This window comes from Halorubrum sp. Ib24, assembly GCF_002252745.1.
Lineage (GTDB): Archaea > Halobacteriota > Halobacteria > Halobacteriales > Haloferacaceae > Halorubrum.
The window spans coordinates 117347-133848 of record NZ_NHOX01000040.1; the positions used below are offsets into that span (position 1 = coordinate 117347).

At 72.7% G+C, this 16502-nt stretch carries 16 protein-coding genes, 1 other RNA gene and 1 pseudogene; 6 read left to right on the forward strand and 12 right to left on the reverse strand.

Annotated elements, in window-relative coordinates; all coding sequences use genetic code 11:
* Positions 1–26: 26 nt before the first annotated feature.
* The 5 genes from DJ82_RS10660 to btuC form a co-directional block, all read right to left on the reverse strand.
* Complete coding sequence (locus DJ82_RS10660; protein WP_241881500.1) at positions 27–908, reverse strand: ABC transporter ATP-binding protein; 882 nt, start codon at positions 906–908, stop codon at positions 27–29.
* The gene (locus tag DJ82_RS10665) at positions 892–1698 is read right to left on the reverse strand and encodes an ABC transporter permease (protein WP_094522241.1); all 807 of its coding nucleotides are present in this window, start codon (positions 1696–1698) and stop codon (positions 892–894) included. Before DJ82_RS10665 ends, DJ82_RS10660 begins: the two co-directional genes overlap by 17 nt.
* A gap of 1 nt (position 1699) precedes the next feature.
* Positions 1700–2695: a substrate-binding domain-containing protein gene (locus tag DJ82_RS10670; RefSeq protein ID WP_094581766.1), complete on the reverse strand. Its 996-nt coding sequence runs from the start codon at positions 2693–2695 to the stop codon at positions 1700–1702.
* A gap of 292 nt (positions 2696–2987) precedes the next feature.
* Entirely contained in the window at positions 2988–4313 is a 1326-nt protein-coding gene (locus DJ82_RS10675) for an ATP-binding cassette domain-containing protein (RefSeq protein WP_094581767.1), read from the reverse strand.
* Complete coding sequence (gene btuC, locus DJ82_RS10680; protein ID WP_094581768.1) at positions 4310–5452, reverse strand: vitamin B12 ABC transporter permease BtuC; 1143 nt, start codon at positions 5450–5452, stop codon at positions 4310–4312. Before btuC ends, DJ82_RS10675 begins: the two co-directional genes overlap by 4 nt.
* A 62-nt stretch (positions 5453–5514) precedes the next feature.
* Here btuC and DJ82_RS10685 point away from each other — a divergent pair, with 62 nt between their 5' ends.
* Complete coding sequence (locus DJ82_RS10685) at positions 5515–6714, forward strand: PGF-CTERM-anchored ABC transporter substrate-binding protein (protein WP_094581769.1); 1200 nt, start codon at positions 5515–5517, stop codon at positions 6712–6714.
* 20 nt (positions 6715–6734) lie between these two features.
* Here the strand turns inward: DJ82_RS10685 and DJ82_RS10690 are convergent, their stop codons facing one another.
* From DJ82_RS10690 to DJ82_RS10700, 3 genes are all read right to left on the reverse strand, one after another.
* Positions 6735–7469, reverse strand: a complete 735-nt coding sequence (locus tag DJ82_RS10690; protein WP_094522236.1) for an MBL fold metallo-hydrolase — start codon at positions 7467–7469, stop codon at positions 6735–6737.
* 35 nt (positions 7470–7504) lie between these two features.
* Entirely contained in the window at positions 7505–8356 is an 852-nt protein-coding gene (locus DJ82_RS10695; protein ID WP_094557082.1) for a hypothetical protein, read from the reverse strand.
* An 83-nt stretch (positions 8357–8439) separates the two neighbouring features.
* The gene (locus tag DJ82_RS10700) at positions 8440–10353 is read right to left on the reverse strand and encodes an ATP-dependent DNA ligase (protein WP_094581770.1); all 1914 of its coding nucleotides are present in this window, start codon (positions 10351–10353) and stop codon (positions 8440–8442) included.
* 146 nt (positions 10354–10499) lie between these two features.
* Between DJ82_RS10700 and DJ82_RS10705 the strand changes: the two genes are divergently transcribed.
* Positions 10500–12068 carry a hypothetical protein gene (locus DJ82_RS10705; protein WP_094524245.1) on the forward strand — a complete coding sequence of 523 codons (1569 nt, stop codon included), beginning with the start codon at positions 10500–10502 and terminating at the stop codon, positions 12066–12068.
* A gap of 530 nt (positions 12069–12598) precedes the next feature.
* Here the strand turns inward: DJ82_RS10705 and ffs are convergent.
* Positions 12599–12910, reverse strand: an RNA gene (gene ffs / locus DJ82_RS10710) — signal recognition particle sRNA.
* Between the two features lie 49 nt (positions 12911–12959).
* Positions 12960–13367, reverse strand: coding sequence for a hypothetical protein (locus tag DJ82_RS10715; RefSeq protein WP_094581771.1), 408 nt, complete (start codon positions 13365–13367; stop codon positions 12960–12962).
* A gap of 154 nt (positions 13368–13521) precedes the next feature.
* Here DJ82_RS10715 and DJ82_RS10720 point away from each other — a divergent pair, with 154 nt between their 5' ends.
* Complete coding sequence (locus DJ82_RS10720) at positions 13522–13980, forward strand: hypothetical protein (protein WP_094524243.1); 459 nt, start codon at positions 13522–13524, stop codon at positions 13978–13980.
* Between the two features lie 42 nt (positions 13981–14022).
* Here DJ82_RS10720 and DJ82_RS10725 read toward each other — a convergent pair whose 3' ends face one another.
* A complete protein-coding gene (locus tag DJ82_RS10725) occupies positions 14023–15048 on the reverse strand; it encodes an aldo/keto reductase (protein ID WP_094524242.1) in 1026 nt (341 codons plus the stop codon).
* 80 nt (positions 15049–15128) lie between these two features.
* Positions 15129–15311: pseudogene (locus DJ82_RS10730) on the reverse strand (ribonuclease P protein component 4); the annotation flags it as partial.
* Between the two features lie 54 nt (positions 15312–15365).
* Here DJ82_RS10730 and DJ82_RS10735 point away from each other — a divergent pair.
* The 3 genes from DJ82_RS10735 (at position 15366) to DJ82_RS10745 (ending at position 16484) form a co-directional block, all read left to right on the forward strand.
* On the forward strand, positions 15366–15560 hold the full coding sequence (locus tag DJ82_RS10735) for a methytransferase partner Trm112 (RefSeq protein WP_198948054.1): 195 nt from the start codon (positions 15366–15368) through the stop codon (positions 15558–15560).
* Positions 15561–15609: 49 nt separating this feature from the next.
* Positions 15610–16191: a hypothetical protein gene (locus DJ82_RS10740; RefSeq protein ID WP_094581772.1), complete on the forward strand. Its 582-nt coding sequence runs from the start codon at positions 15610–15612 to the stop codon at positions 16189–16191.
* A 104-nt stretch (positions 16192–16295) separates the two neighbouring features.
* Positions 16296–16484 (forward strand): hypothetical protein, encoded by a 189-nt coding sequence (locus DJ82_RS10745; protein WP_004050211.1) that lies wholly within the window; start codon positions 16296–16298, stop codon positions 16482–16484.
* Positions 16485–16502 lie beyond the last annotated feature (18 nt).

Sequence of the window (16502 nt, forward strand, 5' to 3'; positions counted from 1 at the left end):
GGACACGCCGCCGCGGCGCCGCCGGCTCAGAGACCGAGCGCGTCGGTGATCTCGCGACGCGCCGCCAGCAGCGCCTCGTCCGTTCGGTCGCGGGGGCGAGCGGCGTCGACGTCGACCACCGTCTCGACCGTCCCGGGTTGGGCGCCGAGGACGGCGACGCGGTCGGCGAGGTACGCGGCCTCCTCGACGTCGTGCGTGACCATTGCGACCGTGGTCCCCCGCGCCGCCCACACGTCGAGCAGGTGGTCCTGCTGTTCGCGTTTCGTTAGCCGATCGAGCGCCGAGAACGGCTCGTCGAGCAGTAGCACCTCCGGCTCGTAGGCCAGCCCCCGCGCCAGCGAGACGCGCTGGGCCATCCCGCCCGAGAGCTCGCCGGGCGAGCTCTCCGCGAAGCCGCCGAGTCCGACCGTCTCGATCAGCTCGTCGACTCGGTCGCGCGCGGCGGGGTCGTCGCGGTCGACGTCGGCCGGGAGCCCGAGGGCGACGTTCTCACGCACGTCGGCCCACGCGAGGAGCCGCGGCTCCTGGAACACCATCCCGACGGCGTCGCTGCCGCCCTCGCGCACGTCGACCCCGCCGACCGCGGCGTCGCCCTCGAACCGGTCCTCCAATCCGGAGAGCACGCGCAACAGCGTCGACTTCCCGCAGCCGGACGGGCCGACCACCGCGAGGAACTCCCCGTCGCCGACCGCGAGGTCGACGCCGTCGAGTGCGACAGTCTCGCCGTAGCGCTTGGTGAGCCCGCTGACGGCGAGGGTCGGTGGGTCGGTCGGCGGATCGGTCGCCGGGTCCGTCGTCGGTTCGGAGTCTCGTTCCGTCTCGGTCGTCGCGTCGCCGTCGAGACGATGCTCGTCGTCGTCCGTCTCGACGTCGCTGTCAGCGAGCACGCCCCTACCGAACGACGACACGGTTCTTCACCTCCTTGACCGCCAGGTCCGAGAGGTTCCCGAGGAAGGCGAACAGCAGGATCGAGCCGACGATGATGTCCGGGCGCGCGAGCACGCGGCCGTCGCTCAGCAGGAATCCGATCCCCTCGCTGGCCGCGATCAGCTCCGCGGCCACGACGAACATCCACGCCAGACCGACGCCGCCCCGGATCCCGACGAGCAGGCTCGGCACCGCGGCCGGGAACACGACCCGCCGGAGCGACTCGATCCGGCCGAGGTCGTACACCTCGGCGACCTCCAGCAGGTCCTCGCTCACCTCGCCGATCCCCGTCGAGAGGTTGAGGTAGACGGGGAAGAAGGCGCCGACGGCGATCAGGAGCACCTTCGCGCCCTCGCCGATCCCGAACCAGAGCAGGAACAGCGGCACCCACGCCAGCGAGGGGATGTTCTTGAGGCTCTGGAGCAGGGGGTCGAGCAGGTCGGCGGCGAGTCCGGAGAGCCCGGTGAGCGTCCCGAGGACGACCCCGACGCTCGCGCCCAGGAGGACCCCGAGGAACACGCGCTGGACCGTGATCGCGACGTGGCCCCAGAGCTCGCCCGAGGCGCTCAGCCCGTAGAGGGTCTCGACCACTCGCAGCGGCGTCGGTAGCTGGTGGGCGGCGAAGACGCCGGTCGCGACCAGCAGGTGCCAGGCGACGACGATCGCCGCGGGCACGACGAGCCCGAGCAGCCACCGGAACCGGTCGGCGTCCGGGAGAAGTCCGGCGGCGGCCTCGGCTCCCGTCCGTCCCGTCTCGCGCGTCGTCGCCATCTCACTCTCCCCCGCTCCCGGCGTCGCCGACGCTCTCGGCCGCGAACTCCGCGTCGAGCAGGTCGTCGATGCTCCCCGCGGGGTCGGCGTCGTCGGCGACGAGCCCCTCCCGCTCCAAGATCGGCGCGAGGTCGGAGAGCAGCTCGCGGTGGGCCTCTCCCGGAAGCGGCTCGGAGAGGTCGGTGCGGCGCGTGAACACGCGCTCGGCCACCGATTGGGACATCTCCGACTCGCTCGCGAGGATGCCCGCGGTCTCCGCGGGGTTCTCGATCGCCCACTCGCGGCCGCGCTCGTACGCCTCGACGACCCGCCGGGCGTCACCCGGGTGATCCGCGAGGAACCCGTCGAGGAAGTTGAGGAAGCCGTAGGTGTTGTACGCGGGCTCGCGGAAGAACAGCTCCGCGCCGTCGTGTTCCAGCTCCAGCTCGGCCATGTGCGGGTCGAGCCCGGCCCACGCGTCCACGTCGCCTCCCACAAGCGCCGACTGCCCCTCGGGGTGTTGGAGGTGGACGACCTCGACGTCGTCCTCGCTCAGGCCGGCGTCGTCGAGCGCCTGCAGCAGGAAGAAGTACGGGTCGGTACCGCGGGTGGCGGCGACGCGCTTCCCCTCGAGGTCGGCGACCGACTCGATCCCCGTCTCCGCGAACGTGACGAGCGCGGTCCACTCCGGCTCGGAGTAGACGTACGGCGTCGTGATCGGGACGCCGTTCGACCGCGCCATCAGCGCCGCGATCCCGGCGGTCGAGGCGACCTCCGCCTCTCCGCCCTGCGAGTACTCGTTCGCCTGGTTGCTGCCGAGGCTCAGCACCCACTCGATCTCGACGTCCGTCTCCGCGAACGCCGCCGACAGCCAGCCCTTCTCGCGCAATACGAGGCTGACTGGGTTGTAGTAGGCGTAGTCGACCGTCACGGTTCGTCCGTCGCTCCCGGCGCAGCCGGCGAGCAGCGAGCCGCCGACCGCCGCGCCGGTGCCGCGCAGGAACTGTCTTCGTTCCATCGTACCACCTCGTACCGGTGCCACTGATAAGGGCGTATGCTTATAGAGAATAATTATCTGCACCTATGATGTCTAATAGTAATTTATTCTGTGGCATGAGAGACGAACACAGGGACTGATCCGCCGGCTCGGAGTCTCTGACGGCGGTCCGCGCGGCTGAGTCTGTCCGCGAGCCGCGAGCCGTCCGATGCCCGACGTGTGTGATACCGGAACCGATTGCCGTCACGCGTCACGCGACCCGCGTCGTCGAGGCGACGGTCGCGCTCCGCGAGGCGCTCGTCGAGGTCGCCGGCTACGCGTCGTCGAGACCGCGAACCGCGTCGAGGAGAGCGCCGTCGTCGGCCGCGGCGTCGCCCTCGACGACCCGGTCGGCGGCCGCGAGGACAGTCCCGTTCGGGTCGGGTCGGTCGCCCTCGATTCGATCGGTGTCGCCGCCGGCGCCGTCGACGACGACGGTCGCGTCGGCCTCGCGCGCCAACGCCGTCGCGGCCTCGCGGGCCTCCGGACCGACGGGCTCGAACGGGGGCGCGGCGACGAGCGCGGCGCCCGCGTCACGGGCGGTCTCGGCGGCGGCGTCGCCCTCGGGGACTACCCCGACCGAGAGGTCGTGTCCGGCGGCCGCGAGGCGGGCGACGACCCGCGAAGCCTCCCGTCCAGTCCCGACGACGTGGAGCCGGCGCTGGTCGGCGCCGTCGCGGGCCGCGTCGCCCCCGCCGGCCGCGTCGACCGTATCGAAGGCGGTGACCGCGGGCGTCCCGGTCGCGGGGTTCCGACCGACGAACGCCTCCGCGTCGAACGCGGTCCGGAGCGCGCCCGCGGTCAGCACCTCGTCCGGCGGCCCGGCCGCGTGGACGCCGCCGTTCGCGAGGACGACGATCCGATCGCAGTACCGGGCCGCGGCGTCGAGGTCGTGGATCGCCGCGAGCGCGCCGCGCCCGTCGTCGACGAGGTCGCGGACGAGTTCGAGGGTGCGCACGGCGTGGTTCGCGTCGAGGCTCGCCGTCGGCTCGTCGAGCAGCAGCGCCGGGGTCCCCTGCGCCAGCGCCCGCGCGAGCAGGACGCGCTGGCGCTCCCCGCCCGAGACCTCCCTGATCGAGCGGTCGGCGAAGCGCGCGACGCCCGCCGCGTCCATCGCCTCCCGCACCGCCCGGTCGTCGTCGGCGCCGTGGCCGTCGAACCGACCGAGGTGGGGGGTCCGGCCCATCTCCACCACGTGGCGGACCCGGAAGTCGAACGCGAGGCTCGTCTCCTGCGGGACGCTGGCGACGCGGCGGCCGGCCTCGCGCGCTGAGAGGTCGTCGGCGCGGGCGCCGTCGAGTCGCACCGTCCCCGAATCCGGCGCGAGCGTCCCCTTGATCGCCCGGATCACCGTCGTCTTCCCCGCGCCGTTCGGGCCGACGAGGCCGACGAGCTCGCCGCGGTCGAGCCGCAGATCGACCCCGGAGACGACCGGCACGTCGCCGAACGACGCCGTCAGGTCGCCGACCTCGACGAGCGGATCGGCGTCGGAGCTGGCGCCATTGGCGTCGGGACCGGCGGCATTGGCGTCGGTGGCCGGAGAGCCGCCGACCGCGTCGCCCCCGCTCTCGTCTCCGTCCGCGGCCGATTCCGCCCTCACAGCTCGTGCACCTCCCGGTTCGAGAGCAGGTAGACGAAGACCGGCGCGCCGACCGCGGCGGTGACGATACCGACCGGCAGCTCCGTGCTCCCCGCGCGGGCGACCGTGTCGGCGGCGACGAGGAACGATCCCCCCGCGAGCGCCGCGGTCGGCAGCAGGACCCGGTGGTCGGGGCCGACGACCAGTCGGAGGATGTGGGGGACGATCAGCCCGACGAAGCCGATGATCCCCGCGAAAGCGACGCCCGCGGCCGTGATCAGCGCGGAGGCGCCCAGCAGGATCCGCTTGGTGCGTTCGACCGCGATCCCGAGCCCCCGGGCCTCCTCCTCGCCCAGCAGGAGGACGTTGAGGTCGCGGGCGTACACGAGGAGGAGGACGAACAGCGGCGGCACCACGACCGCCGTCACGGCGACCTCGCTCCACGAGGCGCCGGAGAGGTGACCCATCAGCCACGCGACGACCCGGCGGAGCGACTCGCCGGCCTGCAGCTGGAGGTACGAGATGACCGCTCCGAGGAACGTCTGGACCGCGACGCCCGCGAGCAGGAGCGTCGCCACGGGGGTCCGCCCGTGTCGAGTCGCGATCGCGTACACGCCGAAAGCGGCCGCGAGCGCGCCTGCGAAGGCGAAGAGGCTGACGCCGGCGCCGTGCGAGAGCCCCAGGCCCACCGCGCCGATCAGCGGGAGCGTGACGGTCGCCGACAGCGCCGCGGGGAAGACGATGAAGGCGACGGCGCCGACGGCCGCGCCCGAGGAGACGCCGATGATCGACGGGTCGGCCATCGGGTTCCGGAAGAACCCCTGCATGACCGTCCCGGCCGCCGCGAGCGCGAAGCCGACCAGCGCGGCCATCAGGATGCGGGGGAGCCGGACGCCGACGACGATCTGCGCGTGGACGTCGTCGACCGGGAACGCGAACGGCGAGGCGTACGTGAGCCCGAGGCCGGGCAGCATCAGCGCCCCGGTCCCGTCCGAGCTCGCCTCGATCCCGGCCGGCACGGTAACCGCGTTCAGCACGGCCTTCACGACCTCCGCGGGCGGGATCCGGACGGGGCCGATCGCGGCGCTCACCACGGCCACGGCGACGAGCACGACCGCTAACCCCGCCGACCAGACCGACGCTCGCGTCCATGTACTCATTCGTTCTCCAACACAACTTGTAGTAGGTAAATACTTATTGGACGAGCCGCGTCGTCAATCCGATGCGAACCAGGTACGTCATCGCGATGGCCCTGCTCGTGACGACCGCCCTCGTGGGCGGCGTCGCGGGCGCGGCCGCGGGCGCACAGCCGACGACGACCGCGTCGCCGACCGACGAACCGGCGCTCGACGGTGTCGCTCACGGACCGATCGTCCACCAGACGGGCGACGCGTGCGGGTACCCGCTGGAGATCACGGACGCGACGGGGACGACGATCACGCTCGACGAGGCGCCCGAGCGGATCACGACCACCAACCCGTCGGCCGCCCAGACGCTCTGGGAGCTCGGCGAGCGGGACCGCGTCGTCGGCGTGACCCAGTACGCCGCGTACCTCGACGGGGCGAGCGAGCGGGAGAACGTCTCCGCGGAGGGGCTCGGCGTCAGCGTCGAGCGCGTCGTGGCGACCGAGCCGGACCTCGTGCTCGCGCCGAACGCGTCGGCGGGCCAGGTCGAGGCGCTCCGCGAGCAGGGCCTCACCGTCTACCACTTCTCCGAGGCGACCTCCATCGAGGACATCGCGGAGAAGACCGAGACCGTCGGCCGCCTCGTCGGGAACTGCGAGGCCGCCGCCGAGACGAACGCGGAGATGAACGCGGCCGTCGCGGACGCCGAGAATCGGACGGCCGACCTCGACCGGCCCGACGCGCTCTACCCGCTCGGCAGCGGCTTCGTCGCCGCGAACAACACCTTCATCAACTCGATCATGGAGGCCGGCGGCGTGAACAACGTCGCGGCCGCGGAGGGCGACGGCTACCCGCAGCTCTCGAACGAGGTGATCCTCCAGACCGACCCCGATCTGATCTTGGTGACCACCCCCGACGCGGCCATCTTGGAGGAGGAGCCGTACGCCAGCACCACCGCCGGTACCGAGGGCAACTACGTCGTGATGAACGTGAACTACCTCAATCAGCCGGCGCCGCGCAGCGTGATCGAGTCGACGACCACGCTCTCGACCGCCGTCGCGGAGCTCCAGACCGAGGACGGCGGCGCCACCGACGGCGAGGACGGGAGCGACGGTGAGGACGGGACCGACGACGACGCCACGGACGACGGCGAGAGCGGAACCGACGGCGACGGCGGATCGACCGAGGACGGCGGTGACGGCGGCGACGCGAGCACCGGCGACGAGGCGCCCGGCTTCGGCGTCGTCGCCGCGCTGGTCGCCGCGATCGCGGCGGCGCTGATCGCGCGGCGGCCGTAGACGGCCCCCGGGCGGCGACGCTACTGGTTCGCCGATCGGGCGTCCAGCGCGACGGGGATCGACCGGGCGGCGACGTCGCCCGCGAACGCCTCGCCGTCCGCCTCCAACTGCTCGAAGGTGTCGTAGTGGATCGGGACCACCAGGTCCGGGTCCATCCGCTCGGCCAGGTCCGCGCTCGCGTGTCGGTCCGAGACGATGCCGCCGCCGCCGATGTTCGCGAGGAATATCGAGACGTCGAGCTCGGCGAACGCGTCGAGCGCGTCCGAGTCCCCCGGCCAGAAGACGGTGCGGTCGCCGAGGCCGAGGAGGAAGCCGCAGCCGAATCCGGGCGGGTGCGTCACCGACCCGTCGGGGCCCGCGTTCGGTCCGTCGGGGTCGTTGCGGGCGGCGACGGACCACACGGTCGCCTCGCCGGCGGGCGTGTCGACGTCGACGCGCGCCTCGTCGTCGACGCGCACCACGTCGTAGTCCTCGGCGAGCGAGTCGACCGACTCCACGTCGCGGTCGATTCCCGCGGGGTCGACCGCGTCGTAGATCACGAGCGTCGCGTCCTCGCTCGCGACCGACCGGATCCCGTCGGTGTCGTAGTGGTGGTCGTGGGTGACGACGACGAGGTCGCCGTCGCGCGCCCAGTAGTCGTCGAGGACGCCGTACCGTCCCGGGTCGGTGTAGGCGACGGGGCCCTCGTCCGGCGCGAGCCGCGCCGTCGCGTAGCCGAGCCACTCCACCGCGAAGTCGTCGTAGCGAACTGTCATGGCTCCCGTTCCGGTCCCGGGCGCCTTCAGGGTGGCTATGACCGCTCGACCGCGTCGACGCGGATCAGGTCCCACGCGTCGTCGAGGTCGGTCGCGGCGGCTTCGGTATCCGAGTCCCGGTCGGGCGCGAACGCCGGACCGAGCACGTGTTCGGGGACGATCGGCATGGGGATCGGGACGTAGCCCGCGGCCCGCATCGGCGCGAAGCCGCTGGCGCTCTCGACGACCGCGCCGTCGGCGCCGCGCCGCACCCGGAACCGCTTGTCGTCGGGATGGCGGCTGTACGCGTACGGGAACGCCTGCGCCGGCGGCTCCCGGAGGCTCTCGACGCCCGCGAGCACCGCGACGACCCGCCCGTCGACCTCGCAGACCAGCCGCGGGACGACCGGGCGACCCGCGTCGTCGACGGCGGCGGGATCGATCCCCGGCCCCGCGGGCACCGGCCCGACGGGGGTGTCGGTCTCGCGCCACGCGAACGTCGGCTCCCCGAGCCCCTCGAACCGGACGCAGGCGTACCCCCCGCCGGCGACGGGGATCCGGTCCGGCCCGGCGTGGAACTCCCGGCGCCCGTCGCGCTCGGCGACGAGCAGCGGGGGGTCGGCGAGCAGCGACCGCACTCGCTCGGCGGTCGAGTCGTCGTCCACGACGAAGTAGGCGCGGCGGTCGCGAGAGAGCGCGTGCGCGAGCCGCGAGGCGATCACCGTCGCGGTCGCGTCGTCCGGCGTGAGCGGCTCGACCGCGAGGGCCGTCGCGTCGCCTCGGGTCGCCACCGCCGGGGGCTCGGCCCGCGTCTCCGGCTGCGCGACCTCGTACCCGTCGTCGGCGAGCCGGGTCGCGGCCGCCTCCGTCAGCCGCCGTCGCGTCGCGTCCCCGAGCGGGCCTGGCATACGAGGGGGTACGGGCCCGAGCGTGAAGGGGTTTCGCGTGGGCGTCGCGGTCGGTCCACCCGGTGGACGCCGGTCCCGACGCCTCACGCCTCGTCGCCCGCGAGCCGCGCGACCCGCTCCAGCGTGTCGGCGTCCGCCACCGACTTGTCCTCGCGGACGCCGACGAACCGGGGGAACCGAAGCGCGTAGCCGGACGAGTACGTCGGCGACGTCTGGATCTCCTCGTAGCCGACCTCCAGGACGACCGCGGGCCGGATCGAGAGCTCGGTCCCGTCCTCGCTCACGACGTGGGGCTCCAGCCGCTCGGTGAGGTCGGCGAGCGCCTCGTCGGTGAGCCCGGTCGCGACCTTGCCGACGGTCGCGAACTCGTCGCCCCCGCCCGTTCCCCCGTCCGCCGCGTCAGCTCCCGCCCGCACGCCGAGCAGGAACGTGCCGAACAGCTCCGCGCGTCGCCCCTCCCCCCACTCCGCACCGACGACGACCGCGTCGAGCGTCTCCACGTCGGGCTTGCGCTTCAGCCACTCCCGCCCGCGGTCGCCAGGGGTGTAGGGCGCGTCCGGGTCCTTCAGCATGACCCCCTCGTGGCCCGCGTCGAGCGCGGCCGCCTCCGCCGCCTCGACGGCCTCGACGTCGCTCGCCAGGTCGAGGGTCGCGGCCGCGTCCGGAGCGGCGTCGACGAGGCGGTCGTGGCGGACCCGGAGCGGCTCGTCGTGGAGGTCCGCGCCGTCGGCGTGGAGGCAGTCGAAGGCGTGGAGCCGGAGCGACACCTCCTCGCGCATGCGGTCGACGTCGTGTTTCCGGGGGAACCGCCGCAACACCTCCTGGAACGGGAGCGGGTCGCCGCCCTCGTCGACCGCGACGACCTCGCCGTCGAGGATGACCGGGACGTCGACGCGGTCCGCGACGCGCTCGGCGATCTCCGGGAGCGCGTCGGTCACGTCGTCCATGTTCCGGGAGTAGAGCCGCGGACCGAGCGCCTCGCGGTCGGTTCCGCCGTCCACTTCGGGGTCGTCGGCCTCGCTCTCGTCGTCGGCCTCGCCCCCGTCGCCGGGCACGTAGTGGACCTGCACGCGCGCCCCGTCGAACTTGGTCTCGACGGCGACCTCGCCGAACGCCTCGACCGCGTCGGTCGCGGTCCCGGCCTGCGCGAGCATCGCCTGCACGGGACGCCCCACGACGAGCCCCTCCGCGCGGAGGCCGGCGAGCCCCTCGTCGCGCGCGAGGGCCGCGACGCGGCCGTAGTCGTTCGTCACCTGCAGCGCCCGCTCGACGGCGGCGACCGCCTCGTCGCCGGCGCAGAGGGTCGGCTCCGCGTCGTCGCTCTCGGCGGGGCCCGCGTCCGGCTCCGACTCCTCGCCGTCGCCAGCGTCCCCGACCGACTCCGAGAGGAACGTCTCGGCGACCGCGTCGCGGACGGTCCCCTCGCCGACGCCGATCCGCATCTCGCCGAGCACCAGGCGCGCGAGGAACTTCGCCTCGGCCGGATCACACCGATTGAAGAGGCCGAACAGCGCGTCGAGCTTGCGCGACTCGCTGCCGTCGCCCGACGCGGCCGCCAGCTCGCGCAGCGCCCCGTCGACCTCGGCGACCGTGAGCGCGTCGCGGCCCTCTCCGAAGGCGGCGAGGCCGCGTTGGCCGCCGAAGTCGAAGCCGGCGGCGACCGCGCCGATCTCGCCCGCCTCCGCGAGCCGGTCCTCGACGTCGGCGGCCGTCACGTTCGGGCCCGCGGCGCGGGCGATCGCCTCCGGGCACAGCGCCGGGCCGATATCGAGGGTCCGCGTGTCGTGCGCCGGGAAGACGCGCCCGAGCAGGAAGCGGGTGACCGTCGGGAGGTCGTCGCCGGCGCGGAGGGCCGGCTCCGCGTCGTCGCTCGCGTCGGCCGCGTTCCCTCCTCCGCCGGCCGCCGCGAGCAGGTCGGCGACCGCGAGCGTCGTCCCGATGTCGCCCGGCTCGGCCGCCAGCCGCTCGGCGCGCGCGGCGAACGTGGCGAACTCCATAGGGTGGGTCGGAAATCGGCGGGCAAAAGCGCCCCGATACGTCCCACGTGCTCCCGCTCTCCGCCCCGACCCCACGTCGTGCCGACCGTCCCCACGCCGCCGATCGGCCGTAGCCCTTTTTACGAGGCCGACACGTCGACCGTCCCATGAGCACGGATTCCGCCCTCGCAGACGGCGTCCGCGAGGCGCTCGCCGTCGACCCGGACGAGTTCGCCGCGCGCGCCGAAGAGGAGGCGGAGATCGTCAAACAGGAGCTCCGCGACGGGTCCTTCGACAACCACCAGTCGATCGTCGGCTTCGAGTACGAGTTCTACGCGGTCGCCGACGGGCGCTGGAGCGAGGAGTCGCGGGCCGGCGAGTACGCCCTGATGCGCGTCCCGCGCCGGCTCCTGGAGCTGATGGGGTTCGAGAAGGAGCTCGGGCTCCACAACGCGGAGATGTCGACGAGCCCGCAGCCCCTCTCCGACCACGGGCTCCGGGCGCAGCTCGCGGAGGTTCGCGCGCGGCTGGAGGCCGCGGAGAACACCGCGGGCGTCGAGGGGATGCGGCTCGTCTCCGACGGGATCTGGACCATCCCCCCGACCGGCGAGACGGCCCGGGGGTACCTCACCGACTGCGTCGACGTCGACGGCGTCACCGTCGCGGTCAACATGAGCGACTCGGTCCGGTACCACGCGATGGCGAACGCGGGCGCGGACGACCGGTGGGGGACGGTCGTCGAGGCGCCGGGGGTGTCGCTCGCGGCGGACACCGTGATGCCGGAGAGCCTCATCACCTCGATCCAGCCGCACTACCAGGTCGCACACGCGGAGACGCTCCCGCGGCACTTCCGCTACGCGCTCCGGATCGCGGGGCCCCTCCTCGCGCTCGGCGTCAACTCGCCGTTCTTCCCGCCGGAGCTGTACGACGAGGGCTGGGACGGCCAGCGCGTCCTCGCCGAGGGCGCCGCCGAGAACCGGATCCACGTGTTCGAGTCGGTGCTCAACGAGCGCACCGAGGACGACAAGGTGCGGTTCCCGCGCGACGTCCACGACGTCGAGACCGCGGTCGACCGGATCGCCGGCGACGAGACGCTCGTCCCGATGCCGGAGCCCGAGGGGACCGACCGCTTCGACGACGCGTTCGCGACCTTCCGGACGAAGCACGGCAGCTACTGGCGGTGGGTCCGCCCGGTCTTCGAGGGGGCGAGCCGGTCGAGCGCGAACGCCCGGATCGAGTTCCGCCCGATCGCGGCCCAGCCCACCGTCCGCGACTCCATCGCCTTTCAGGCGGCGTTCGCCGGGCTGATGGAGGCGCTCCCGCAGCGCGAACACCCGGTCATCCGGCTCGACTGGGAGACCGCCCGCGACAACTTCTACGCCGCCGTCGCCGACGGGCTCGGCGCCGACGTCGAGTGGATCGGCCGCGACGGCGAGACCACGACGGACACCGACGCGATATACGAGGACCTCCTCGATCACGCCGAGGCCGGCCTGCGGACCGCCGGCTGTCCCGAGGAGGAGGCGGCCTCGTGGCTCGCGCCGCTCCGGTGGCGCGTCGCGAACCGGACCACGCCGGCGAGCTGGAAGCGCGACCGGGTCCGCGCGCGCCTCGACGCCGGCGACGACTTCGAGACCGCGGTCCACGACACCCAGCGGGAGTACATCGACCGACAGTCCGAGACGCTCGTCGAGGGCGGCTTCTCGGCCTGGAAAGACAGCGGTGACGCGGAGTAGCACTTATAAAAACGGACGGCCGAAGACCGCACCAACCGATCCGGCGCGCCCCGGCCAGCGGTCCGGAGGGCCGCGAACCGACGGCGCGAGGTCGCCGGCGCTCCGCGCCGGCTGCCAGAGAATCTTCGATTCTCGCTGGAGTCAGTCGCCCGGAGCGACGCGGAGGGCGACTGACAGGGCGAGAGCGAAGCTCTCGCTTGCAGCCGGACGTAGTCCGGCGACGAGGCTGGGGAGGCGTGAGGTTGCGGTGCTGTGCGGTCGGGTGGGACACAAAGGGGCAGCCACGAGGAGCGCGGAGGCGACGCAAGCAGCGTGGCGCTACGCGCCACGGGCAGCCGGCGGCGAAGCCGCCGGCGACACCGCAGGGAGCGAGTGGAACGAGCGACTGAGGAGCGCAGCGAGCGTGCGCGCTCCTCGTGGCTGGGGCTTTGGAGGTGTTCACCCCCGATCCCGAGTCAATCTCATTTAAACGAACGTCTGTGTCACCGATCGAGGATAGCCCACGCTCACGGAGCAAAAACGCGTATGAATGGCGGACAGGCGGGGTGGCCCGGCGTTCCGGCGCGGGGTATCCCGGTTGCCTTCTCCGCCCCGCGACCCGACGAGCGACGGGCGTTCGGCGATGGGCTGCTCGCTTCCGCGCCTGACCCGATATCGCCGACGAACCGCGACGGACCGCTCCTGCGAGCGGGCGCCACGGACCGCTGTCCCCGGCGGACGAGGCTTCCACGTTGGCTCTCGGGGCCCGCGCCGGTCTGACCGGACGCGCCCGCTGTTCGGTCCCCGCTAAAGACTACCTCACGGGTGACGAGCGGGGCCTAACCGCCCGACCTAGTCCGTTTGACGATACTCGGGTCCGGCATAAGGGCCTTTCGTTCGGCGGCGCCCTCCCTACGACAGCAGCGCTCGGGCGTACACCGCGGCGGAGACGGGGAGCGGGACCGACACGGCGACGACGGCGGGCGCGTGCCACTGCAGCCAGCGGTAGTCGCCGAACATCGTCGTCGGCTCGACGGCGAGCGCCCACGTCCCCGCGCTGAGCGTGGTCACGACGCCGAGGATCACCGCGACGCCCGCGAGCGTCCCCGGGTCGAGGTTCCCTTCCTCGACCGAGGCGACGACGACGGCGGTCAGCAGCGCGAACAGCGCGATCCCGCCGGCGCCGAGGGTGCCGGCGGCGTAGTAGCCGGCGAGCTGCGTCGCGTACCCCGACACGAGCGCGTACGGGGCCGCGAGCACGACCACGGTGACGACGCCGGCGGCGATCCCCGTCCGGCGAGAGACGTCGCGGAGATTCATGCCCGTCGGTCGGTCGGGGACCGCGGTAAAAGGACCGGATCGGCGCCGGCGGCACCGCCGACCGCCCGGCTCCACCGTCCATCTTCCGCCCCTCTCCCGTCCCGTCCGTCCCCGAGCCCCGTACCGTTTTGAGTCGCCGGCGCGGAGTGGGGGTATGAGCCTCGACGTCGACCCGCCGGAGCCGCCCGAGCTCGCCGCCGTGGACCCGAACGAGTACGAGGACGCGGAGGTCGCCGGCGGCGAGTACCGCCGCGACGACCTGGAGGCGCTCCTCCAAGAGGGGGCGTGGGAGGACGCCTTCGAGGAGTGGGCCGCCGGGAGCGACATGGACGAGGCGGACTGGGAGATCGCCGTCGACCTCGGGCTCGTCTCCCGCTTCGACTTCTTCTGGGACGACTTCGCCGACCGCGTCGGCTACCACGCCCCCGGGCTGCCCGAGGACTGGAAGGAGCGCGACCTCCACCCCGACCTCGACTCGTGGGGGACCGTTTCCGCGATCAACGCCGGGCTCACCGAGCTCGGCCAGATCGTCTGCGAGACGCTCAAAGAGGAGTACATCGACTGGGAGGCCGACTTCGAGGCGCCCGACGACCTGCCCGACTTCGAGGAGTAGCGCCCCGCTCGCCAGCGGCGCCCGCCGTCCCGCCCCGCTCGACTAGTGCCCCCAGAGCGCCCCGTCGGGGGCGTACCGCGCGTCCATGATCCGGTCCCACTGCGCGTCCGAGAGGGCGAGGTCGGTCGCGGCGACGTTCTCCGCGAGCTGGTCGGTCGTCCGCGCGCCGACGATGGGGACGCAGGTGAACTCGTCCCACTCGGTGAGCCACGCGAGCGCGACCTGCGCCGGGGTGGCGTCGAGCTCGGCGGCGACCTCGCGGACCGCGTCCAGCACCTTCCAGCCGCGCTCGGAGAGGTAGAACCGCTCGAACCGGTCGTCGAAGCTGGCGCGCGACCCGTCCGGCGCGATCACCTGCTCGGGGTCGTCCGGGTCGGCGCGCTCGTACTTGCCGGTGAGGAACCCGCCCGCCAGCGGGGAGTACGGGCAGACGGCGATGTCCTGGTCGATACAGACGTCGAGGTACTCGCTCACGTCCTCGTAGTAGCCGGCGTGGTGGAGCGGCTGGACCACGTCGAACCGGGCGTAGTCGTTGGCGTCGGCGGTCCACAGCGCCTTCGTCAGCTGCCACGCCGCCATCGTCGACGCGCCGAGGTAGTGCACTTTCCCCTCGGAGACGAGCTCGTCGAGGACGCGCATCGTCTCTTCGATGGGCGTCTCTTCGTCCCAGCGGTGGATGTAGTAGATATCGAGGTAGTCGGTGTCGAGCCGGTCGAGCGTCCCCTCGACCTGCGCGCGGATGTGCTTGCGCCCGAGCCCCGAGTCGTTGGGGCCGGGCTCGCCGCGCCCGTCGAACGGGAAGTACACCTTCGAGGCGATCACGTAGTCCTCGCGGTCGCGCTCCGCGAGCCACTCGCCGACGTACTCCTCGCTCGTGCCGTTCGGACTCCCGTAGACGTTCGCGGTGTCGATGAAGTTGATACCGTGCTCTTCGACCGCGTCGAGCAGTTCGTGGGCCTCCTCGCGCCCCGTCTCGACCACGCCGTTCGTCTCCCGCCCGAAGCGCCACGTCCCGAAGCAGAGCTCCGAGACGCTCAGTCCGGTGTCGCCGAGCCGTCGGTAGTCCATATCCCGCTCCACTCGCCGTCGAGTCATAAAGCGTGGCGACGGCGGCAGCCCCGGGGGCGGGCGCGAGGCTCGCGCCGCGGTCAGTCGAACGGGTACCGCGCCGTCGACCCGCACTCGCGGCAGCGCACGACGACGCGGCCGGGGCGGAGCCGGACGCGCCCCGTCTTGCCGGGGCGGAGGTACACGTCGCAGTCGTCGCAAGTCCGTCGGGAGAAGCCGGCCGGGAGCCCGCAGCGGTTCCGCTCCGCGATCCGTCGCGCTCGCCTCGGCGCACCGGACCCGCACGCTTTTTTATCGGTCCACGCGAACTGCGTGGTATGAAGGAATCACTGATGGATGTCGTCTGCTGCCCGCTCGACAAGGCCGACCTCGAACTCGACGTCGACGACCGGGACGACGAGGAGATCCTCGCCGGCACGCTCACCTGCACCGAGTGCGGCGAGACGTACCCCATCGAGGACGGGATCCCGAACCTCCTGCCGCCGGACATGCGCGAGGAGGCGGCCGCATAGTCCGCAATCGTACTACATCTTTTTTTAGTGCGAGTTCGTCGACTCGTCCGTGCCGACACTCGCCGTCGAACTGAACGGGGACGCCGTCCACTCGATCCGGGCACCGGACCGGTTCGCGACGACCGGTCACTTCTCGATCGCCCTCGAGAATCTCGGCCGATCGACGCACGTCCACCTGCATTTCGACGACGAACTCGACCGAGCGCTCTCGATCGGCGAGACGAACCACTACGTCGACGACGAGGCGACCAGACGGGTCCACGTCACCGCCGACGAGGTCGACGAGCCGACCGTCGGGAAGCTGAAGATCGTCACCGGCTACGGCTCGAACACCCGGTACGTCGACGTCAGACTCGACCCGCCGCCGGACTCCGGGCCGGACGAGATCGTCATCGACGAGACGCTCACGAAGCCGCCGGAGCGGCCGCCGGACCCCCCGCCCCGGCAGCGCGCCGCGAACGCGGTCGTCGGCCTCGTGAAGCGCGGCGGCGTGCCGGGGGCCGTCCTCGGCCTCCTCGCCGTCGCCGCCGGCGTCGCGATCGCGATCGCGGTCGACAGCGCGATCGTCTCGGTCGCGGTCGGCGTCGTCCTGACGGTGTCCATCGCGGCCGTGCTGCTCGCGGTCGCGTGACCGTCGGCGGTGCGACGCGCGGATCCGGTCCGTCGCCCCGACCCGGGGACGGTCCGCCGCTCCGGATCCGCGCGCTTTTAAGCGTCCCACCGGAACGAACGCGCATGAGCTTCGAGAAGGAAGACGAGGTCGTGCTCCACGACAAACACAGCGAGTACGACGGCGAGACGGGCACGATCACGCAGGTGATGGAGACGATGTTCGGCGACGCGACCTACACGGTCAGCTTCGAGGACGGCCAGGAGACGGGCGTCCCCGAGGACGCGCTCGACGCCGTCGAGAGCGAGGAGTAACCGACCCCTTTTCCGACC

Coding starts and splice junctions, on each gene's coding strand:
- DJ82_RS10665 (WP_094522241.1), bottom strand. CDS start 1,698: ATGGCGACGACGCGCGAGACGGGACGGACGGGAGCCGAGGCCGCCGCC.
- DJ82_RS10670 (WP_094581766.1), bottom strand. CDS start 2,695: ATGGAACGAAGACAGTTCCTGCGCGGCACCGGCGCGGCGGTCGGCGGC.
- btuC (WP_094581768.1), bottom strand. CDS start 5,452: ATGAGTACATGGACGCGAGCGTCGGTCTGGTCGGCGGGGTTAGCGGTC.
- DJ82_RS10685 (WP_094581769.1), top strand. CDS start 5,515: ATGCGAACCAGGTACGTCATCGCGATGGCCCTGCTCGTGACGACCGCC.
- DJ82_RS10690 (WP_094522236.1), bottom strand. CDS start 7,469: ATGACAGTTCGCTACGACGACTTCGCGGTGGAGTGGCTCGGCTACGCG.
- DJ82_RS10695 (WP_094557082.1), bottom strand. CDS start 8,356: ATGCCAGGCCCGCTCGGGGACGCGACGCGACGGCGGCTGACGGAGGCG.
- DJ82_RS10700 (WP_094581770.1), bottom strand. CDS start 10,353: ATGGAGTTCGCCACGTTCGCCGCGCGCGCCGAGCGGCTGGCGGCCGAG.
- DJ82_RS10705 (WP_094524245.1), top strand. CDS start 10,500: ATGAGCACGGATTCCGCCCTCGCAGACGGCGTCCGCGAGGCGCTCGCC.
- DJ82_RS10715 (WP_094581771.1), bottom strand. CDS start 13,367: ATGAATCTCCGCGACGTCTCTCGCCGGACGGGGATCGCCGCCGGCGTC.
- DJ82_RS10720 (WP_094524243.1), top strand. CDS start 13,522: ATGAGCCTCGACGTCGACCCGCCGGAGCCGCCCGAGCTCGCCGCCGTG.
- DJ82_RS10725 (WP_094524242.1), bottom strand. CDS start 15,048: ATGGACTACCGACGGCTCGGCGACACCGGACTGAGCGTCTCGGAGCTC.
- DJ82_RS10735 (WP_198948054.1), top strand. CDS start 15,366: ATGAAGGAATCACTGATGGATGTCGTCTGCTGCCCGCTCGACAAGGCC.
- DJ82_RS10745 (WP_004050211.1), top strand. CDS start 16,296: ATGAGCTTCGAGAAGGAAGACGAGGTCGTGCTCCACGACAAACACAGC.